The sequence below is a fragment of the Paenibacillus etheri genome, assembly GCF_001012825.1.
GTDB classification, from domain to species: Bacteria; Bacillota; Bacilli; order Paenibacillales; family Paenibacillaceae; genus Paenibacillus_AQ; species Paenibacillus_AQ etheri.
The window spans coordinates 180,061-199,606 of sequence record NZ_LCZJ02000012.1 but is presented as its reverse complement, the minus strand read 5'-3'; the positions used below and the strand labels follow the sequence as shown (position 1 = coordinate 199,606).

The window sequence follows — 19,546 nt, the reverse complement described above, 5'->3', positions numbered from 1 at the left end:
GCTATATGTAGAGTTTAACCACACAGAGCCAAGTAGATAACAATTTCCCCCTACTTCCCTAATCCCTTTTGGTATTGTGACGGTGTAAGTCCAGTCCATTTTTTAAAAGTAGCACTGAAGTGACGCTCTTCACCGTACCCCACTAATTTGGCAACGGCGTACAGCTTAAGATTTTGGCGGAGCAGCTTTTTGGCTTCTTCTGTGATCTTCCGCATCATCCTGCCCATTACGAAACCCGCACTCGCTACCATCTGTGTGCTTAATTTCATAAGCACCTGGAATGAATTCATTATGGCGAACACCTTCCTCACCTCGGAGGATCTCAAGACCATTCCGTTCTCCATTATGAAATTCGCCGGTGAATATTCGTGCAATTACGGTGCTCAGTTCGCTGTTATGACGATCATTGCCATCCCAACCATCCTGATCTATCTGCTCTTCACAGAACAGATGACCAAAGGAATTACCGCCGGGGCGATTAAGGGCTAACACAAAAAGGAAAAGATAACTCTAGCTTTACTTCTCCAACATTTTATTGACATTAACTTTCAACTCGTATATGATCACCTTAGGCAAAATCACAACGAATTAAATCGAAAATTTAATATATCCCGTAAAGGGGAGTAGCTGTTAAATAAAGTCGTCAATACGAGAATATGAGGATATTCTCCGGCTTTATTGGCAATTCAACATTGTTAGCGAGACCTTTACCAATCAGGTTAGACCTTTATTCCAAAGGCTAATCTGTTTGGTAAAGGTCTTTTTTATATAAAGTTGGTTAAAATGGTATAGTAAGTATCTTTTAGTAGATATTTGCATTAGAAAAGGGAGGACAACAGTAATGGATTGGGGATTATTATTAGAATATGGCTGGGTATTACTCGTTCTTGTAGCACTTGAAGGACTACTAGCCGCAGATAACGCATTAGTATTAGCAATTATGGTTAAGCACCTTCCTGATGAGGAAAGAAAAAAAGCACTATTTTACGGATTAGCCGGAGCCTTCGTGTTCCGCTTCGGATCACTATTTGTCATCTCTTACCTGGTTGATATCTGGCAAGTACAAGCCATCGGCGCGATTTATTTATTATTTATCGCGGGGAATCATATCTTCCGAAAACTATTGTTCAAGAAGCCAGTTACGGATGAAGCAGCTGAAAGTGGTACTGGTGCTGCAGTCAACAAAAAGAAATCCAGCTTTTGGTTTACTGTCTTTAAAGTAGAAGTTGCTGACATCGCCTTCGCAGTCGATTCCATTCTTGCAGCAGTAGCCCTCGCGGTTGCTCTTCCTGCAAGTGGGCTTCCAAAAATCGGTGGACTTGACGGCGGTCAATTCCTCGTCATCTTTGCCGGTGGATTTATCGGACTGGTCATTATGCGTTTCGCAGCTTCCTTCTTCGTTAAATTGCTCCACACCCGTCCAGGTCTTGAAATTGCAGCCTTCTTCATCGTAGGTTGGGTCGGAGTTAAGCTAGCAGTCATTACATTGGCACACCCTTCACTTGGTGTTCTTTCCGAAGATTTCGCACATAGCACTTGGTGGAAGCTCACCTTCTATGTTGTGCTCGTACTCATCGCTGCAATTGGTTGGTTTATGAGCAGCAAAGTTGAAGAGAACGTTAACGAGAATCCAATTAAAGAAGTAGATAAGCAACTCCATTAATTCTATTTGCATAGCAAAAAAATATAACCCGAAAGACGTACCCTTTCAGTAAAGGTGTTTGTCTTTCGGGTTATTTTCTTTTATCCCTATATATTCTTATTGACCAATGATCTGATCAGTCTTTCCTTGCAGTTCCACTAGCTTCATAATCACCGAAGCCGCCAGTGCTTTCGTTACTGTCTGCTGTGGATTAAACTTGCCGTTGTCATCCTTTAAGAGTCCCAATTTCACAACAAGAGCCACTGCACCCTTATTGTTTATAGATGAACTATCGCTAAATTGACTTACAGTTACATCTTTATCAAGATAGGCTGTGAGTTTGTTGTATTTCAAAAAATTAGCCAGCTGAACAGCAAGCTGTTCCCGGGTTAACTTACTATCTATTTGCAGACTCTCATCCTTGTTGATCCACTTACGATCTGCTGCATAAGTAACAGCATCATAATAAGAATTTTCAGGCTTCACGCCTGCCACAGTTTTTCGTTCATTATTATTATAATAATTGCTGAAATTCGGATTAGAAGCCTTGGCAAGATAGGTTAACCAATCGCCAACAGATATTTCTTGATCCGGGTTCACTTTGCCATCGGCATCCGGAGTAATCACATGGTATTTTACTAATTCTGATAAAGGTTGTTCCGCTGCGTGGCCTTTGATATCCGTCGCAGATATTTGAGCATCTTGCTGACCAAGGTAATCATAGACCGCAACCCATTTTCCAGTGGCTGCATCTAAAACCTGAGACAATCCATTAAATTCAGCAATGGTTGTATCATATATCAGTTTCACCTTTGGTGCTGCATAGCTATTATAAGCATTGTATCCACCAACCTGAGTGTATCTTAGCTTAGTTTGATATTTAGGTTTATAGGTTTCGAGCGCTTCCTTCTTGGAAATTGTTGCATCAGGCGATAATGTGATTTCATCGATACCTTTTATCCGATTCCCCATGTAAGAAATCAGTCTGCCGTAAAGATCCAAGCTTACCGAAATGGTACTGTCACTCACAGGAATCCCTTGATGAACTCTAATAAACTGATATCTGTATCCTGATCCGTCTGAAGTCACGCTTGAGTTAGCTCCATATTCTACAAGCTTTAGCTTCTGACTCGCCTGAGGATATAGACTATTAATTATACTAAGCGCTTTGGTCTTAGCTTCAGTCTCACTAAGCTTCTTCCCTCCAGCAGGAGCCGGCTCTTCCTTCTTATCCTGAGTAACACCATAAGTTTGAGCTTGGTACTGCAATATTTCACCAGTCTTTGCATCGATCTCGGCAGAGGATTGTTCTGGGAAGCCAGCACCCATGAAACGTTCATTTCCATTACCACCCCAGTTTAACTGCCAGATCTTCCGATCCGTATCCTGATAGTCATTTCTCAAGCTTTGAGAGATCAATTTACGATCTGCTGGAATATAAGCAACCTTCTTTACAAGCTGCTCTGCTTCTTTTGCAGAGAGCTCTGTAGTTGAGCTTCTTGCTTGAAAGACATCCTTTGTCTTGGTTAAATCTGAATACACGACTGCAGTGGATACGGATTCTTTTCCTTCTAAATCTATTCTCTTGCCGGTCAATGCATCGATAGGATATAGAGATTGATCTATTGGACGCCAGCCTACAATCCAGTTGTTAGGTTTTCCGTTCTTATAAATAGGAGTGTAAAAAAGACCTACATCAAACTGTTCCGCAAATTGCTTCTGTGCTTGCTCCAGGGTAATCTTGGGCTGCGCAGACGGGTATTCAAGTCCTTGAGAAAACTTAGAGAATTGCGTTACATTTCCGTTGCCATCCACAATTATGTTAATGTTATCCGATCCAGAAGGAATACCATTCTTCATGACACTGAAGTAATAGCCATATTGAACAGGACCGAATAAAGCGTTCGAAAAGTAATTATAACCAGCATTCTCATTTAATTGCAGATCACTGCTCTTAACCGATGAGGCTGCTTTAGCCACAAAAGCCTTAGCGATCTCCAGTGCCTGAGGCTGCGATACTTTCGGTGGATAATAGGATTCGTTGTTCTCACGAGGGTATGAAATGTACGTATTGATGATATCTCCATTAATGGCATCTATCTCACTGCTAAAGCCATGTCCCATATTCCCCTCTTGAATCTGCCACTGAATATTCCAGATCATTTGATTGGTTGGAACGGGGTAGCTTTGGTTAGATCCCAGTTGAACATTGTTTACAGTTGCATCTTTTAAAGATGGGAATAGTTCTCTTAGCTTCGCAACCGCTTGCTCCTGCGTAAATTTTACTTTTGTCGGATCAGCCTCGGAGGTCGTAGTAGTAGTCGGGGCTTGTGCGCTAACCTGTGTTACAGAAGTGTTGCTACTAACAGATGTAGGATCGGCTGCGGCCAAGCTTGGAGGTAACAATAACGCGAGTGCCACTGAAGTGATCAATACCGTTTTAACTGTTTGATGAACAAAGTGAGTATTATTGCTTTTCAAAAGAATTCATCCTCCTCTAACACGTGATTCATAACATTATACAGATATCTCCTTATATTTTCCATATTTATTTAACGACAGGAAATTACAAGGTTTATGTAATGTATGCTATATAAGCTATAATGGTAGGCAGCTACAGCTTAATCATCTATGAAAGGGGGCCATTCACATCACTGATTGGAACCTTCAGCCGCTTATAGACGGTATTACTGGCCTAGAAATTCGCAGTTGTCTAATCGTTCAACATGGAAAACCCATAATGGAGCATTATCGCGAGCATGAAATCGCTAAGGAACTAGGTAAAATTAACTCATGCACCAAAAGCGTGCTCGCCGCCCTAGTCAGCATAGCCATAGATAAACAAATCATTCCACCACCTGATACACCAATTTCTCTATTTTTCCCTTTATTAAAGGAGGATCAGGATCCAAGAAAAAGAGAGATCACAATCAGTCACTTATTAACAATGACTGCTGGCTTTAACTGGACGGAGTTTGGGGGGCAGAATTCCTTTCCGACCATGACTAGAACCGCAGACTGGATAAAGTTTGTGCTCGCCCAGCCGCTATCTCATACGCCAGGTACTGTGATGAACTATAACTCCGGTTGCTCTCAGCTCTTATCCGCTATCCTGCGTGAATGTTCTGGACAAGACGTTGCAGCATTTGCTGAAGATCAGCTATTTCAGCCGCTTGGCATCGAGAGCTACCGCTGGGACAGTGATCCGCAAGGCATACATACCGGTGGTTTTGGCCTTTATATGAAGCCTGAGGATATGCTGAAATTCGGTCTCCTTTATTTGCAAGAGGGGCGCTGGAAGGATCAGCAGCTCATTCATTCGGGTACTGTTCAGAAGTCCACTCGCCCTTATGTTGCAGCCACGCTTCCTCAGAAGGGCTTCTACGGATGGCACTGGTGGGTATCCTCATTCAATGCAGGTACAGAGCAGCAGCCAAATGAGATCCCTTATTATTTTGCGCTTGGCTTCATGGGCCAGCATATTATTGTGGTTCCTTCCTACGAGCTGGTCGCAGTCATCACTGCGGATAAATACAAGAAAGGCTCACCAGCTAATGTGTTCGGTCGATTTATCGTGCCAGCGCTTCTTGGGCAGTAACGATAGGGGGATACCACACACTCCCATTATGAAAGAAGGAAGCCGGTTGCACTGACCCGGCTTCCTTCTTCTTATTCAGCTTCGACACAACGAAGCTCAAGTCGTTAATTTTGCATACACAACGAAAAATAACATCATTTCTCCAATGATCAGGTAATTGGGTATAAGGAACAACAAATCTACTGCGAAAAAAACTCCAAGTAAACCTAATAACAACGCTAAATGGAACATCCCTAATCTTTGCTGTAAACGTCTGTATTTATGGAAGACCAACGAGGTAGAGAAGAAGTAGAGCAGGACCGATCCAAAAATAAAACATACCATAAATGTGTAATTTAATTGTTCTAAAAATAGCAGTTGAATTGAAGCTGCAATCATACTTAAGGATACATAAATAAATAAATGCCCATAAATTATGGTTTGCCCGGCAGTCTCTATGGCCTTGTCCACTTTCTTCTCAACATTATCAAAGTATTGCCACCACATAGCTATAATTAATAGAAAAGTTAATAATGCAAATAAAATAGATTGCCATGTCCAGTGGCTAGACTGTAAGACTGCAAGTATACTGACCACTGATTCGCCAAGTAGAATGAGGGTAAACAACGAGAAACGTTCTAATAAATGATGAGTATTTATCGGGCTTTTCACCAAGTATTTCCGCCCGATTAATGGAAGCAAGATGTCTACAGTAATTCCCGCATACAAAACTACATAACGTATCCAAGAGTCAAAGAAAAGTGATAAAGCAGAGATCACTAATCCAATCCAAAACCGACTTCCCAAATACCGGGCAGTGCCCTTTCTATCAGCTGCTTCATTCTTATTTACCGTAAGATATTGAATGGCAGTCATTGCTCTTAAGCCAACATAACCTATTAAAAATGGCATATAGTATTGATCAAAGTTAACCGATAAGCTGGCCGTCATTATTAATACAAAAAATAATTGTAGAATCAGGAATATTCGGTGTGAAAAGATGTCTTGTCCAAACCGATTTACAAAAAGCGATTGCCCCACCCAGGCCCACCAGATCGGAATGAATATTAAGATAAATTTAGATAAATATTCAAGTGGAATTGTACCCGCCTCTACATGCAACAAGACATGACTCGCTTTTGAAACGGCAGCCACAAAAAGCAGATCATAAAATAGTTCCAGCCAGGTAACCTTCTTCTCAGCAAAGGATGCTGTGCCTTGTTCAAATCCCGATGTGCGCTTATTCATCGTTGTACTCCCCGCCACTTCATAAACTTGTAATCAAGGAAATCAACAAGCAAGAAAAGGACAAACCCCACCAAGCTAAACAGCATAATTCCCGCATACATCTCCGGATAATCCAGTCTTAACCAAGCATCCATAATGAAGAAGCCCATGCCATGCTCAGTTCCATAAATCTCCGTGAAAAAGAGTACAGATATCGCTGTTCCAAGCGAAATACGAATCGTACTCAGAATGACGGATAGTGCACCCGGCAGTGTAACATGCCAGAATTTCTGCACTGTACTTGCCCCTATACTCGTTAAGACATCATAGGTATTCTCAGGGATAGCCTTCACACCATCCCTAACGGAGATGATAATCTGGAACAAGAGAATGAGCATGATCATTAAGATTTTAGACGTTTCACCAAGCCCGAAGAATAGCATTACAACGGGAAGCAGAGCGATTTTTGGGACAGGATAGGTTAAATAGACGACAGGGTCCAGCAGCTTATTCCAAGTCAGCGAACGTCCCATCAGAAGACCAATGAGCAGTCCAATGATTAACGCCAGCACTACCCCTGCAAAAATTCTAAACAAACTATACCCAACATTTAAAACAATCTCCTGCCCACCTAAGTGAAACATAGCGTTATATACAGCGAATGGACTCGGCAAAATCGAATGATTCATAAGTAAATAGGCAATATACCAAACCACATTCATACAAAAGAACACAAACAACAGTCTTATTATGTGATGAATCCGATTTTTTCTCACCATATCTCCTGCATTACCTTTCTGATTCGCTTAGTCTGCTCAAAGAAATCTACACTGTCCCGCTTATCTTCATGCTTCATCTGAAATACCAATTCATTATCGATCATTTCCGGAGTTTCTTCTTTATTAGATGGCATAACAATAATTTTCTGCCCCAGCAGAATAGCTTCTTCCACATCATGGGTAACAAATAAGGTAGTCGCCGGATGCGCCAACCAGTTATCCAAAAAGAGAATCTGCAGCGTTTCCCGCGTAATCGCATCCAGTGCAGAGAATGGCTCGTCCAGCAGTAAAATAGTGGGCAAAATGGCGAATGCTCTGGCGATTGCCACTCGTTGTTGCTGGCCCCCACTGAGAGATAGAGGGTAACGATCAGCTAAATCAGAGATTCCCATCGATGAAAGCCACTGATTAATCTGGTTCTCCCGTTCTTGCTTAGATATGCTCGCAGTATGCGAGATCTTCATTGCAATTTGAATATTATCATGTACAGTCTTCCAAGGGAGAAGACCATAGTTTTGCGGTACCAGACCGATCAGAGTTTCTTTAACATTCACGGATTTTTCATTAAAAAAAATTTGCCCCATATAGCTTGGCAGCAAGCCCGCAATCGCCCGTAATAAAGTAGATTTTCCGCTGCCAGAGGGTCCGATGATCGTGTAAATCCCATGCTCCGGCAAAGATAGATCCATCTGTCCTAAGGCCAGTTGACCCACCTTATACTCTACTTTAAGGTCCTTAATGACAAGTCCTTTATTTCTTGAATTGGACATCAGAAATCACATCTTCAGCCGAGATATTTTTGCTGAGCAAACCTTTTTCCCGTGCCCATGCAAATGCGGCTTCTACTTCTTTCACATCCACTTGATTGGCAGGGACATAATCAGGCACCTTGATCTCATCTTTCAACGTTTCTGGATAACCAACTTCTTTGATCACAAGATCGATATATTCGGATTGATCATGAGATTTCATATACGCTACAGCCTCGTCATAAGCGGCATACATATTGCGAATCGCATCTGCCTTAGCATCAATAGCGGTTTGTGGGAAGGCCAATACAAATGGATTCACTCCCGCTGTATGCGTGGAGCTAAGCACGCGCAAGCCTGAAGCTTTACCCATAGTTACAAATGGTTCAGGCAAAATAGCTGCATCCGCCTTATTGTTCTTAAGCAATTCTAAACGGGTAGGGATTTGTGGAACCTCAGTTACCGTAATATCGTCTTCTGTCAAACCCGCTTGTTTCAGCATCATCGCCACAGTATATTGTGTGGAAGTATTTTTGGACAAAATCACGGTTTTGCCTTTCAGATCCTTCACATCTTGGACGGCATCATACCCAGTCAATAAATCGAATTCACCAAAAGTTGTGCTTGTGATCTTCACATCCAGTCCGGCTTCATTGTAGATAGAAATCGCAACCAAATCTGCACTGATTCCCTCTAACTTGCCTGCTTGAAAAGCGACATCACGGTCTTTTGCACTCTTGAACGTTTGGATGTCTAGATTCACTCCATGTTTCTTATCAAAACCTTGTTCATGAGCAATTACAAAAGGAATCGCATCAATCGAAGGCAGTAAGCCAAGCGACAAAGTAACAGCTTCTTTTGAGGCCTCTGCTGCGTTTCCCTCTGTCGTTGCTGTATTCGTGTTATTCTTTGAACCACAACCTACTGTAAGTACAGCGATGACAACGACCATCATCGACAACATCAACATTCTTTTTAGTGCTTTTTTCTTCATGAAACTCTCCTACCTCCATTAATCTTTCTATAGTAGACATGCCCCTATTCTTTGCAATCTGCAAAAGAGCATGCAAAAAGCCCTTAAGCTGTTCCAGGACGCTTCAGGTATTGTAATTTTACATCAGTCATCACATCTTGTATATTCATAAATTTAAATAGTTATATTTATCACATGCTAAGATGCAAAAAATCCGAACCATCCTGCAAGGAATCCACCCTGCAAACTGCTCCGGATTTTCTCTAACTACACCTCATAGTTCACTACATAATTCTGCAGCTCTGTATTGTAAAAGCCGATACTATATTCAGTTACCTTGCCCAGCTCATCATAAGAATAACGAGTTCGCTTCAACAAGGGACACTTCTTATCAAGGAGCAATATCTCCTCTACATCAGGCGGAGGAACGGCAACGGAAAATTCATCACGCAGTTTCTCTAAGGAAACGCTCCGCTCTTCAAGCAGTTCATATAAGGACTGGGCATTTAAGTCTAGTAGATCCAAATCATCCATACCATTTACTAAATAATGCGTGTAATGAACGTATGGAATATCATTGAGACTGTATATGCGTTCCAAGCGTATACAACGTTCGCCGAATAAACGATAGGCTTCACTTTCGGCTTCATTATATACTCGCTCCGCCTTCAGCCATTGCTTCCGAATTTGATGCCCTTCATCCACTAGAATTTCCGTGAACTTTTTCCACTTGGACAGCTTGGATGATGAGGTATTACGGATCACCTTCGTCCCCTTGCCGCTCCCCTTCTCCAGAAATCCTTCTTGGACGAGCTCCTGAATGGCACCGCGCACAGTGATCTTGCTGACATTGAATTCCTGCTCCAGCTGAGGCTCGGAAGGAATATTCAATCCAATAGGATAGACTCCGTGTAGAATCCGATCCTTTATAATATTTGCAATTTGCACATATAAGGGCTTATCTTTTCGGGACAAACTCAAGAGGTTCACTACCTTTCTACATCGCCTACGGATAGAGTCATAGCTCGAAGTATATCCGCTTCTGAAGCCATGGGAGTGTCGCCCTCGACAGTATGGGCTAGCATACTAGCGGCAGCGGCAAACCGTACTGTCTGCTCAGGTGTAAATCCTGTTAGCTCGCCATGCACAATTCCGCTCGTATAGGCATCTCCAGCCCCTATTCTATCATAGACGAGAAATCTCAGCGTATCCGAAAAGAAGAAGCTCTGATTCTTATAAAGAAACCCGCGCAGTGAATGTGAATTGTCGCCATGAATACTGCGATGGGTGCCTGCGATCACCGAGATATCGAACTGCTTCGCAACTGCCGGAATAAGTTCGAGCAGCTGCTCTTCACGTTCAGCTTGTACAGAGCTCATCCCCAAGATAAAGATCGCATCCTTCTCATTCATCATTACGATATCAGCAAGCTCCAGCATCTCCTCGTAATGTGGCTTCGCTAGTGTATAGCCTTCCGTTCCCCACAAGGACGGACGATAGTTGCAATCAAAGATCACAGTCCCACCCTGCTGCTTGACAGCTCTAGCCAAGGATTTCATATGATGACGTACACTATCGTTCATAGCCAGCGTAATGCCGCAGAAATGGATCACATCCAGACTTCGCGCAATCACTTCATAATTATAAGTTTCCTCAGGAGCCGTATTGAAGCTACTCTCCAGACGATTACTATAAGTCACCTTGCTTGGACGTGCACCAAATCCATTCTCCAAGAAATACAAGCCTAGATATTCTCCTCCTCGTATAACGAAGCTAGAAGAAATCCCCAGCTTTCGCAAATACGCCGCTGCGGCCTCTCCCAAAGAAGTATTCGGCAAACGGGAAATCAAAGCACCTTCATGCCCGAAGCGTGCCAGTGCAGAGCTGACATTAACCCCAGTGCCAGAGAATGAATAATTCAAGGTGTTTCCCTGTGATAGCAGCTGAACTCCCGGCACCTGCAGACGCATCATTACTTCTCCGAATGCCCCGATTCGTTTAGGCATATTTATCGGTCAGCCTCTTCATAATTCCAAGTAAATCACGCACATCCTGGATCTGGGTCAGTCCCGATTCTTGGTCGATTATGGATGAGTAAACATGCGGAATCACTTGTGGCACCCCTGCTTCAAGAGCAATCTCCAGAATAGCCTCGAAATTGTCCATATCAATTCCACCGGTTGGCTCGAGTGCAAACCCTGCCTCAGCACAGGCCTTCGCGACAGAGCGGTATTCCTCTTCACGGCTTAATCCCTGCATTGGAAAGTACTTCAGTGCATTACCGCCCATATCCCGAACAAGCGCAATTGCTGAGGCTACAGGTACAATCGCCGCTTCACGCTCCGCAGCACTGAAGAGTCCTGTTGAAATATTCACATAACCCGCGCGGCCAGACGGAGCGACCATGCTGTTGATCCAGCTGTCCTTCCCACCCAGATTAGCGCGTGTAGCTCCGACAACAGGGAACGCCTGGTTAATATGACTACCCGGATAATGCTTAGCAATCTCGGCCACAATTACCGCTTGGCGATTATCCCCTGCACCTAAGCCAATCGATACAGCGTCTTCAATTTCTTGACCGTATTGCTTCATGGCGGTTACGGCTTCTTCTACTGTCTTATAATCCTTAGAGAGCACACCGACCAGTACATGGCCTTCCGCCGCGGCATAAATCTCTTTAGCATTAGCGATATTTTTAGCAAGTACATTTAATGCGGTGCGGCCCTTATAAAAACGTTGTGATATTGTTGTCATCTTATTGTCCCCCTATCAATTTATGAATGCTGTCTACGATCACGAGCAGATCATCCCCAAGTAGCGGCCGTGGGTCAATATCGAAATATCCCTGCTTCACTCCATAATCGCGGGTGTAGATCGCAATCTCGCCCTGCTGCAACCCCTCCACCAATTCCTTCGCCGTAATTCCGGCCTGCTGTGGATCAACATGGACCCGGCCGCGATAGATGGCACGGCCCGCCTCATCCTGCACAATGGTTACACGAATTCCCGGAAGATCATTCAACACCATCAATCCCTGCAAAGACGCTTGCTCGGTGTCACTCTTGTCTTCCTTGACCATGTATTCCTCTAGAGCTTGCAGCAGACCAAAGGAAGTTTCTTTACCAACCTTCATACTGCGTCCTATTCCATACAATTGGAGCTTAACCCATTCCACATAATTACGTTTGCCGGCGATAATACCGGATGTAGGCCCTTCAATGGCTTTAGAACCACTATAAATCGCCAGGTCAGAGTATTTCACATATTTACAGAGATCTTCTTCCGCTGCGGCATCTACGATTAGTGGAATGCCCCTACGTTTTGCGATCTCCCATGCTTCTTCGACAGATAACATATTCTTCTGCACCGCATGGTGGGACTTCACGTACAGAATGGCAGCCGTCTGCTCACAAATAGCATCCTCTATATGCTCGGACCGGCCTTCATTCGCATAACCGACCTCAATTAGTTTACCTCCGCCTAGATAGACCATCGTTTCCACTGGAGCTCCGTACTGTACATTGTGCCCCTTCAGAATAATGATTTCATTGCGTGGAATGGCTTCTTGGTGCAATCGTTCACTACGACGGCGGTTACCTTGGGTCACTAGCGCCGCAACGGACAACGCAATACCGCTGGAGGCTGAATTGACGATAATTGCTGCTTCAGCACCGAGAATACGTGCCGTAAAGTCACCGGCTTTATCAACCAGATCCGCTATTTCCACATAACTCTGTCCGCCTTGCTTCATCGCTTCCATCACAGTGTCAGACGGAGCCGACACCCCCAGGATGCTCATTCTGCCGCTTGCATTAATTACGCGTTTAAGCCCGTATTTCGCATTTAAAGAATTCCCCACCCATAACCACTCCTTTTGCATGAATTACTTTATCCGTCACTCTTTCTTCCCCTTCAGAATCAACAAGCACAGTAGGTTCATGCTGCAAGGTGAACAGGGTCAGGTTTGCAGGATCACCCACCTGAATTCGGCCTAGCTCCGGCCTACCCAGCCATTTCGCCGCATTGGAAGTAACCGCTGCCACAATCTCATCCAGAGCATAGCCCAAACTTAGAAACTTAGAAAGTACATTAGACATGCTGAAGACAGGTCCCTTCATTCGGTTCACTCGATAAATATCCGTGCTAATCGTATTCAGTCCAATGCCGTTACGTTTAGCAGCCTCAGCTACCTTAAATGAGAAGCTTGCTGTTCCATGCCCTACATCCAGATGAACTCCCCGTTCAATAGCCTCAGTCAGTACCTGAAGCGGCTGACCATCCGCAGCAAACAAATTATTCTCTTTTCCGTTGAGATAATGAGTCACGATATCCTTACGCTGCAAAAGGGGCATAACCTCTCTGATATCTGGCGGTGCTGAACCGATATGTACCATTAACGGCAGCCGCGTCTCCATTGAAAGGCTTCGTGCAATATGCAGTGGTTCAATCCCGCTGGCACCCACAACGCTTTTGCTGATCCTAGCCTTTAATCCCACGATCATCTCCCCGTAAGTTCGGACAGCTTGCAGGATCTTATCCTTATCAATCCATTCCAAGTTGGACAATTCATCAATTCTTAGGAGTCCGATCCGCGAGATATTTAAGAAAGCCAGCACATTCGTCTTAGCCTGAGACGCGTCCAGAACCAGATCACCTATCCGATCCGCCCCGCAGCTACCAGCATCGACTAGAGTGGTCACCCCTTGCCAGATACCGATCTCATCAATCTCGTCCCCATACGGATCAAATTCGCGAAAAGCATGCACATGCATATCAATCCAACCACTGGATACGTATGCGCCTGAACCTTCCCAATCCTGTCCCCCACGGACCTCGCCTGCCGGGGTGATCTCAGCGATCTTGCCATTCTCGATTACAATGTCGATCTCTTCTCCGCTTACTCGTTTCACCTGACGGAGCACGTATCTTTCATCCATTGTTCTCACCTTTTTCCAAATAACATTATAATGTTTAAAATACCACGAATAGCACGTGAAGTAAATATAACGTTATAATGTTTATACGCAAAAACAAAATCACCACGTCAGATGAATAGGCTTCTGATAGTTTGAATTTGGAACTTACGGAGCACACATTGTTGTACTTTCCGCAGGATTTTCGGTGGTTTGGCGAGTAAGAACTTCAGTGTGGGTAGGAGTTTGCTTAGGTAGAACGTGTTATAGGGAAAATCTCCCTATAAATTAGGTCGCAGCTGTTATATGACCTAGTTATACGGAATTTCTCCCTGTATATTGGCCAATTTCAATTAAATACAGCCAGTTCAGCTGAATTATAGGGAACAATTCCCTATATTCTATCGAAATGACCTTATAATATAGAATTACAGGAAGTAATTCCATATATTCTAGCGGATTGAACCTGAAGTAGAGAAACTCCTTTCGTATATCCCTTGAAAACGCATATCTGATATAGCCCGTATCCTGTGTGCCACAGTATGTCGCTTCATTCATCGGTTGTTTCTATTCATTTCCATGAATCCATGATAATTCCCTATGCAATAAAAAAAGATGACTTCCTTATGATTTCAGAAGTCATCTGCTCAGATTCTATGAATTTAATAATCCTACGTGGATCTTAATAACAGCCTTCTTAATCTTCATGTCCGGTTGACCCATTCCAGGTCTGTGTACATCATGCGGGAAAAAGACAGCGAACATCCCCGGCTTCAAAGTTAACAATATTTCATCGGATGACGGAGGATAAAGCGCATAATCTGCTTCAGCATCGTAAGGCTTAGTAGCCTCGATCCCTTCTTGCAGAGGGGACCAACCAATTGTTTCTTCACCTTCGATCAGATAATGCACATCAATATAAGCCTCATGCTTTTCAGCAACCTGTTCCTCCAGCGACTTCGCCTCAAGAGCCATAATCGAAACGTATATCTCGTTACCGCGGATCTCGATTCGCCCGAGATCAGGTTCGTGTTGTAAGATGACTTTCAATTCCTCAATAGCCTCTACAATGACTGAATTCTCGTATCTGCTATGCTCTTCCCAAGATGACAATGAACCTAAGATCATATTGTCTCATTCTCCTCACATCTCAATTATCTTACAGAGGTTGTTCAAAAAGTCCGCTTTTGATCACGAAGTAGCCCAAGAAGCTTACTCGACATCGAATATTGAATTCAGGCGAAACTTCCGGTGCTCACGTAGCTTCCACTACGCTCCGCTCCTCAGTTTCTACCTTCATCCAATCTTCTCGGTGCTGAAAACCGTACTTTTTGAACTCGCACTTATAGGAGCTTCTCACTAACTGCCGCAGCTGTTGTTTCTTTATTGATAATGGACTGCTCGCTAGTCTTTTTGAAATATTCCACATATAAAATATCCAGCAGATAGAGTTGTGAGATCTTGGCAGATAATGAACCGCCCTGCAGAGGACCCTCATTAGCACCACATAGTAAGGTAAGATCCGAATACGATGTTAAAGGTGACTTTTCAAATCTCGTAATGGACACCACCTTAGCGCCTCGTTCCTTCGCCTTTCTTGCGACCTCAATACTATCCTTCGTTGAGCCGGAATAAGAAATGATTACAGCTACATCTCGCTCAGACATTAGCGCTGCTGACATCATCTGAAGATGTGAATCCATCAAACATTCTGTTTTATTTGTAATGCGCATAAATTTAATTTTGGCTTCCATCGCCGTGATTAGAGAAGAGCCCACGCCGAAAAATGATATTCGTTCCGCGTTTATCATATAATCAATAGCTTCATTGATCTTCTGTATATCAATTAAATTATAGGTCTCGTTCAGTGCACTTACATTTGTGGTCAGCACTTTGGAAGCCACAGCTTCAGTAGTGTCGTCCATTAGAATTTGATCCGTAAGCTGCGGGATCTCATTCTCCACAGTGATACTATGAGCGAGTGCAATCTTGAACTCTTGATACCCTTTATAACTTAAAGATTTGCAAAATCGAAAGATACTTGATTCACCTACATCGCACGCATCTGCAAGATCAGTAATCGACATATAGACAACACTTCTCGTGTTCTCCAGGACGTAGTCCGCTACCTTCTTCTCCGTATTCGTCAAATTATTGTACTTGGAATGAATAGAAGAAAAAATACTGATTGTTCGCAAATAAGCCCCTCCTTTACAATGATTTAATGTGCGAATAAAGAGGAAGCGCCAAGCAAGCCTGCCTTATTCCCAAGTGAGGCCTTAACAATTCTTACACCCGCAAAACTCTCCATAATTAAAGACTTCGCTCGTTCCTCTACCCTTTGAACTAAATCTTCTTGCTCCATAACACCGCCCCCAATAATTATAGCGGATGGATTGAAAATATGAATAATAGAAGCTAAACCCACAGAAACCTCATTTACCCATGAATCCAAGATCTGTTTCAGAGCTTCGTCCCCTTTGTGTATTTTATCAAATAGGACTTTTCCGTCTATACATTCGGGATCTGCCTGCTGAGCCATCTTCACTAAAGCAGTGGTTGAAGCATACTTTTCATAAAAAGGCAGTCCCTCCACCGCATCTGACAATGGATGTGTCAGGATATGACCAAATTCGGCCGCCACCCCATCTGCTCCTTTATAGATTTGGCGGTTCAATATAATGGCACCACCGATGCCCGTGCCAAACGTCAAGCATAAGAAATTGTTAAAGCTCTGGGCAGCACCATAATGAGCCTCGCCTAATGCTGCTGAATTCACATCGTTCTCTACCATAATAGGTTTATGAAAATGATTAGTTACAATTTCCTTAATCTTCATCCCAGTATATCTAGGAATATTTTCGTTAGCATAGACTATAATTCCTTCTTCAGCATTGACTTGACCGGCCGTACTTATAGCAATGGCATCAAAATCATCATTTTCTGCAATCTTATCAAGCAATCTTGAGATTACATGCGGCCCTCCCAAGTGGCTTTCTGTTGCATATTCCTTGAAATCATCCACTTTTCCCTGTTTATCGCATATACACATCTTGGTATTGGTACCGCCAATATCTACAGCGAGAATTCTCATCCTTATCTACCCTCTCCGGCGATCTACTGAATAGCTTCTACAAACCTTTTGGTAATCTCCATCGGTCTTGTAATCGCTGAGCCGACTACTGCTGAATAAACACCCAGATCGAACATGGTCTTCAGTTCTTCAGGCGTGGAAACGCCACCTTCAGCAATCACAGGCACTGAGAAGTTGCTTACGATTTGTTTGACTAGCTCAAAGTCTGGAAGTGAGCGGTCTTTTGTATACTCTGTATATCCGCTTAAAGTGGTTCCCACAAGATCAAATCCCAGTTCAACAGCCTTTGCAGCCTCCTCAAATGTAGAGCAATCTGCCATAAACAATTGATCCTTGTACGTCTCTCTTATGTTAGGAAATAGTTCTGAGATGGTAGATCCATCTGGTCTAATCCGGTCCGTCGCATCCATAGCAATGATATCTACCCCTTCGCGGTAAAGCTCATCTACTTCCTTCAGGGTTGGTGTAATAAACACTTCAGAACCTTCATATACCCTTTTGATGATCCCAATGATAGGTAGATCCACTGTTTTCTTGATTTCTTGAATATCCGCTATACTATTGGCCCGAATGCCGGAGGCACCGCCCAAGTATGCTGCATAAGCCATTCTTCCCATAATAAACGGACTATGCAGCGGTTCTTCGGGTAAGGCTTGACTGGAGACGACCAGTTTTTGTTTTATCTTTTTAAGTACATTATTTTCAGTATTCATCAGTAACCCACTCCACATTTTTATTTATTCTTTAACTGCTCCTGCTGTAATTCCATTGGTGAAGAAACGTTGGAATAACACGAACACTAGCAACATCGGAATTGCAGCGATGGTGGCTCCGGCCATTTTATATGCGAAATTAGGATTCGAATCCTGCATTAAGGTCGCAGTACCAACCATTAATGTTTTCATTTTGTTCTCTTGGCCTATAACCAGCTGCCACAATAATCATTCCAGACTTGCACGAAATTCAGAATAAATAAGGCTCCAATACCAGGTTTAATAATAGGCACCATGCTGCGAGTGAAGATTCTCCATTCATTTGCACCATCTATTCTCCCAGCTTCTCAAAAAGCGTTAGGCGTTAAATCGAAGAATCCTTTTAGCAGGAACACTCCAAATGCACCCGCGACGTTCGGCCAAATCATACCGTTATAGGAATTCACCATTCCAAATTGCTGTGTGATCCGGAATAAGGTACGATCATAATTTCTTTAGGGATCATCAAGCTCGATATGAAGATAATGAAGATGATATCTTTACCTTTAAAATTGATCTTTGAGAATGCATAGGCAGCCATAGCGCCTACAATAATAACGATAATCGTAGATACGCCTGACAGATAAATACTATTAAACGTCTATCTCAAAGCCGGTTGGTTCTGAAATACATCCACATAGTTGGAGAATGTAATTGACTTAGGCCACCAGTCTAGAGGCATCTTCACAACATCTGAACTGTTCTTGAGAGAACTTGTGAATAACCAATACAATGGTAAAAGATTAAGGAGCGCGAAGAGGACAATGATCACATTCGATATCACATCAAACTTCTCTCTCTTCTTCTTGTTTCTAATTTTCGACATGTTGTATTCCCCCTCACTTCACCTTAATCATGCTTCGCAACTGAGGCACAGATAATAACAATGTAATCACGAACATAATAACGCCTACCGCAGAAGCTACGCCGAGTTGATTGTACTTACGAAAGTCACAAAGATAACCACTGGCAAAACTGTCTTTGGATTTCCTAGAAGATTGATCGTCCCAAGACGATGTGAACGGTTTCTTTTCTACATATTCAAGATATCACTTAAATTTAATTCTGTAAATTATTTTCTCTATTTTTTAAAAAATAAAATTTATTTCCACCAGAATAACAATCATTACTAGAAAAATAGTTTCATTTAAGTGAACGTCCATAAAATAAGACCTTATTTTCCATTTAAAAATAGAATATCGTACGATATATGCAGCTCTAGTTATAATCAGAGTAACACTATCTACGACCTTAAAGTCATCTGCAGGCTTGGTAATTACTAGAAATCCTTTGCGGCTCTCAAGGGCAATAGATTATCCTTTTAAATCTAATATAAGTGTCTCCTACAAGGAGACACTTTTCTCCATAGGAAGCACAAACCCTAATTAACACACAATGTTCACTTAAAAACTGTGTTTTTCACGTGGACACAGCTTTAAAAGACTAATTTTCATGTTATAATGAAAGCGTAAACAAAACAATATAAAATATATTGTTTCTTCGCCAAAGGAGGCTGGAGGAAATGCTAGCAGGACTTAAAGAACTTAAAAATTGGGTAACGGAAAATTGGAATCCAACGATGAATTCAGGTAATGAGGATTATCAAAAAATGGAATATTCCGTGCAACGCCACTTGCACACTCCAAGATCCCCAAAACCACTCACCTATGAAGAAGAAGCTCGTATCAAGACTGTTAAATTCCATTAATCTTACCACCTTTAGATACAGATTGACCCTATAATAGAATCTTGTTCTAAGGCCGCAGATCCGGAAGTCATTCCAGTAGAGCGGTCTTTTATTATGCCTTGAGGTTGTGTAACAAAAAAATTTTTCCCTAAG

General features: G+C 42.8%; 22 protein-coding genes. 4 read left to right on the top strand and 18 right to left on the bottom strand.

What is annotated here, in order from left to right:
- Positions 1-50: 50 nt before the first annotated feature.
- Positions 51-290: a helix-turn-helix domain-containing protein gene (locus UQ64_RS01450; protein ID WP_060621772.1), complete on the bottom strand. Its 240-nt coding sequence runs from the start codon at positions 288-290 to the stop codon at positions 51-53.
- A 1-nt stretch (position 291) separates the two neighbouring features.
- Here UQ64_RS01450 and UQ64_RS30600 point away from each other — a divergent pair, with 1 nt between their 5' ends.
- Positions 292-489, top strand: coding sequence for an ABC transporter permease family protein (locus UQ64_RS30600; protein ID WP_060621771.1), 198 nt, complete (start codon positions 292-294; stop codon positions 487-489).
- A 352-nt stretch (positions 490-841) separates the two neighbouring features.
- Positions 842-1,663 carry a TerC family protein gene (locus UQ64_RS01440; RefSeq protein WP_060621770.1) on the top strand — a complete coding sequence of 274 codons (822 nt, stop codon included), beginning with the start codon at positions 842-844 and terminating at the stop codon, positions 1,661-1,663.
- A 96-nt stretch (positions 1,664-1,759) separates the two neighbouring features.
- Here UQ64_RS01440 and UQ64_RS01435 read toward each other — a convergent pair whose 3' ends face one another.
- Positions 1,760-4,123 (bottom strand): YcdB/YcdC domain-containing protein, encoded by a 2,364-nt coding sequence (locus tag UQ64_RS01435; RefSeq protein ID WP_060621769.1) that lies wholly within the window; start codon positions 4,121-4,123, stop codon positions 1,760-1,762.
- A 169-nt stretch (positions 4,124-4,292) separates the two neighbouring features.
- On the opposite strand from UQ64_RS01435, the gene UQ64_RS01430 reads away from it, so the two are divergent.
- Entirely contained in the window at positions 4,293-5,240 is a 948-nt protein-coding gene (locus UQ64_RS01430) for a serine hydrolase domain-containing protein (RefSeq protein ID WP_060621768.1), read from the top strand.
- Positions 5,241-5,336: 96 nt separating this feature from the next.
- On the opposite strand, the gene UQ64_RS01425 is transcribed toward UQ64_RS01430, so the two are convergent.
- The 16 genes from UQ64_RS01425 to UQ64_RS31905 form a co-directional block, all read right to left on the bottom strand.
- Positions 5,337-6,467 carry a low temperature requirement protein A gene (locus tag UQ64_RS01425; protein WP_060621767.1) on the bottom strand — a complete coding sequence of 377 codons (1,131 nt, stop codon included), beginning with the start codon at positions 6,465-6,467 and terminating at the stop codon, positions 5,337-5,339.
- Positions 6,464-7,168: an ABC transporter permease gene (locus UQ64_RS01420; RefSeq protein ID WP_245237827.1), complete on the bottom strand. Its 705-nt coding sequence runs from the start codon at positions 7,166-7,168 to the stop codon at positions 6,464-6,466. Before UQ64_RS01420 ends, UQ64_RS01425 begins: the two co-directional genes overlap by 4 nt.
- A gap of 50 nt (positions 7,169-7,218) precedes the next feature.
- Positions 7,219-7,995 (bottom strand): ABC transporter ATP-binding protein, encoded by a 777-nt coding sequence (locus UQ64_RS01415; protein WP_060621765.1) that lies wholly within the window; start codon positions 7,993-7,995, stop codon positions 7,219-7,221.
- Complete coding sequence (locus UQ64_RS01410; protein WP_156417417.1) at positions 7,976-8,968, bottom strand: ABC transporter substrate-binding protein; 993 nt, start codon at positions 8,966-8,968, stop codon at positions 7,976-7,978. The genes UQ64_RS01415 and UQ64_RS01410 overlap by 20 nt, the downstream gene beginning before the upstream one ends.
- 246 nt (positions 8,969-9,214) lie before the next feature.
- Positions 9,215-9,928 carry a GntR family transcriptional regulator gene (locus tag UQ64_RS01405; protein WP_060621764.1) on the bottom strand — a complete coding sequence of 238 codons (714 nt, stop codon included), beginning with the start codon at positions 9,926-9,928 and terminating at the stop codon, positions 9,215-9,217.
- Between the two features lie 8 nt (positions 9,929-9,936).
- Positions 9,937-10,953, bottom strand: a complete 1,017-nt coding sequence (locus tag UQ64_RS01400) for a sugar kinase (protein ID WP_060621763.1) — start codon at positions 10,951-10,953, stop codon at positions 9,937-9,939.
- Positions 10,946-11,701 (bottom strand): 2-dehydro-3-deoxy-phosphogluconate aldolase, encoded by a 756-nt coding sequence (dagF, locus tag UQ64_RS01395; protein ID WP_060621762.1) that lies wholly within the window; start codon positions 11,699-11,701, stop codon positions 10,946-10,948. Before dagF ends, UQ64_RS01400 begins: the two co-directional genes overlap by 8 nt.
- 1 nt (position 11,702) lies before the next feature.
- Positions 11,703-12,806 (bottom strand): DgaE family pyridoxal phosphate-dependent ammonia lyase, encoded by a 1,104-nt coding sequence (locus UQ64_RS01390; RefSeq protein ID WP_156417416.1) that lies wholly within the window; start codon positions 12,804-12,806, stop codon positions 11,703-11,705.
- The gene (locus UQ64_RS01385; RefSeq protein WP_060621760.1) at positions 12,772-13,884 is read right to left on the bottom strand and encodes an amidohydrolase/deacetylase family metallohydrolase; all 1,113 of its coding nucleotides are present in this window, start codon (positions 13,882-13,884) and stop codon (positions 12,772-12,774) included. The genes UQ64_RS01390 and UQ64_RS01385 overlap by 35 nt, the downstream gene beginning before the upstream one ends.
- 630 nt (positions 13,885-14,514) lie before the next feature.
- Positions 14,515-14,988 (bottom strand): NanQ anomerase/TabA/YiaL family protein, encoded by a 474-nt coding sequence (locus tag UQ64_RS01380; protein ID WP_060621759.1) that lies wholly within the window; start codon positions 14,986-14,988, stop codon positions 14,515-14,517.
- Positions 14,989-15,203: 215 nt separating this feature from the next.
- Positions 15,204-16,058 carry a MurR/RpiR family transcriptional regulator gene (locus UQ64_RS01375; RefSeq protein WP_060621758.1) on the bottom strand — a complete coding sequence of 285 codons (855 nt, stop codon included), beginning with the start codon at positions 16,056-16,058 and terminating at the stop codon, positions 15,204-15,206.
- Between the two features lie 23 nt (positions 16,059-16,081).
- The gene (locus UQ64_RS01370) at positions 16,082-16,954 is read right to left on the bottom strand and encodes an ROK family protein (RefSeq protein ID WP_060621757.1); all 873 of its coding nucleotides are present in this window, start codon (positions 16,952-16,954) and stop codon (positions 16,082-16,084) included.
- 23 nt (positions 16,955-16,977) lie between these two features.
- On the bottom strand, positions 16,978-17,667 hold the full coding sequence (locus UQ64_RS01365; protein ID WP_060621756.1) for an N-acetylmannosamine-6-phosphate 2-epimerase: 690 nt from the start codon (positions 17,665-17,667) through the stop codon (positions 16,978-16,980).
- A 24-nt stretch (positions 17,668-17,691) separates the two neighbouring features.
- Positions 17,692-17,859: a sugar ABC transporter permease gene (locus UQ64_RS31915; RefSeq protein ID WP_245237826.1), complete on the bottom strand. Its 168-nt coding sequence runs from the start codon at positions 17,857-17,859 to the stop codon at positions 17,692-17,694.
- A gap of 14 nt (positions 17,860-17,873) precedes the next feature.
- Positions 17,874-17,963: a hypothetical protein gene (locus UQ64_RS31910; protein ID WP_245237825.1), complete on the bottom strand. Its 90-nt coding sequence runs from the start codon at positions 17,961-17,963 to the stop codon at positions 17,874-17,876.
- Positions 17,964-18,307: 344 nt separating this feature from the next.
- Positions 18,308-18,532, bottom strand: coding sequence for a hypothetical protein (locus UQ64_RS31905; RefSeq protein WP_245237824.1), 225 nt, complete (start codon positions 18,530-18,532; stop codon positions 18,308-18,310).
- Positions 18,533-19,228: 696 nt separating this feature from the next.
- Between UQ64_RS31905 and UQ64_RS01355 the strand changes: the two genes are divergently transcribed.
- Positions 19,229-19,414, top strand: a complete 186-nt coding sequence (locus UQ64_RS01355) for a hypothetical protein (protein WP_042130754.1) — start codon at positions 19,229-19,231, stop codon at positions 19,412-19,414.
- Positions 19,415-19,546 lie beyond the last annotated feature (132 nt).

Excerpts from the sequence above, each read along its gene's own strand:
- UQ64_RS01450 (WP_060621772.1), bottom strand. The coding sequence starts at position 290 with ATGAATTCATTCCAGGTGCTTATGAAATTAAGCACACAGATGGTAGCG.
- UQ64_RS30600 (WP_060621771.1), top strand. The coding sequence starts at position 292 with ATGGCGAACACCTTCCTCACCTCGGAGGATCTCAAGACCATTCCGTTC.
- UQ64_RS01440 (WP_060621770.1), top strand. The coding sequence starts at position 842 with ATGGATTGGGGATTATTATTAGAATATGGCTGGGTATTACTCGTTCTT.
- UQ64_RS01425 (WP_060621767.1), bottom strand. The coding sequence starts at position 6,467 with ATGAATAAGCGCACATCGGGATTTGAACAAGGCACAGCATCCTTTGCT.
- UQ64_RS01420 (WP_245237827.1), bottom strand. The coding sequence starts at position 7,168 with ATGAATGTGGTTTGGTATATTGCCTATTTACTTATGAATCATTCGATT.
- UQ64_RS01415 (WP_060621765.1), bottom strand. The coding sequence starts at position 7,995 with ATGTCCAATTCAAGAAATAAAGGACTTGTCATTAAGGACCTTAAAGTA.
- UQ64_RS01410 (WP_156417417.1), bottom strand. The coding sequence starts at position 8,968 with ATGAAGAAAAAAGCACTAAAAAGAATGTTGATGTTGTCGATGATGGTC.
- UQ64_RS01400 (WP_060621763.1), bottom strand. The coding sequence starts at position 10,953 with ATGCCTAAACGAATCGGGGCATTCGGAGAAGTAATGATGCGTCTGCAG.
- dagF (WP_060621762.1), bottom strand. The coding sequence starts at position 11,701 with ATGACAACAATATCACAACGTTTTTATAAGGGCCGCACCGCATTAAAT.
- UQ64_RS01385 (WP_060621760.1), bottom strand. The coding sequence starts at position 13,884 with ATGGATGAAAGATACGTGCTCCGTCAGGTGAAACGAGTAAGCGGAGAA.
- UQ64_RS01380 (WP_060621759.1), bottom strand. The coding sequence starts at position 14,988 with ATGATCTTAGGTTCATTGTCATCTTGGGAAGAGCATAGCAGATACGAG.
- UQ64_RS01370 (WP_060621757.1), bottom strand. The coding sequence starts at position 16,954 with ATGAGAATTCTCGCTGTAGATATTGGCGGTACCAATACCAAGATGTGT.
- UQ64_RS01365 (WP_060621756.1), bottom strand. The coding sequence starts at position 17,667 with ATGAATACTGAAAATAATGTACTTAAAAAGATAAAACAAAAACTGGTC.
- UQ64_RS31915 (WP_245237826.1), bottom strand. The coding sequence starts at position 17,859 with ATGAAAACATTAATGGTTGGTACTGCGACCTTAATGCAGGATTCGAAT.
- UQ64_RS31910 (WP_245237825.1), bottom strand. The coding sequence starts at position 17,963 with ATGGTGCCTATTATTAAACCTGGTATTGGAGCCTTATTTATTCTGAAT.
- UQ64_RS31905 (WP_245237824.1), bottom strand. The coding sequence starts at position 18,532 with ATGTCGAAAATTAGAAACAAGAAGAAGAGAGAGAAGTTTGATGTGATA.
- UQ64_RS01355 (WP_042130754.1), top strand. The coding sequence starts at position 19,229 with ATGCTAGCAGGACTTAAAGAACTTAAAAATTGGGTAACGGAAAATTGG.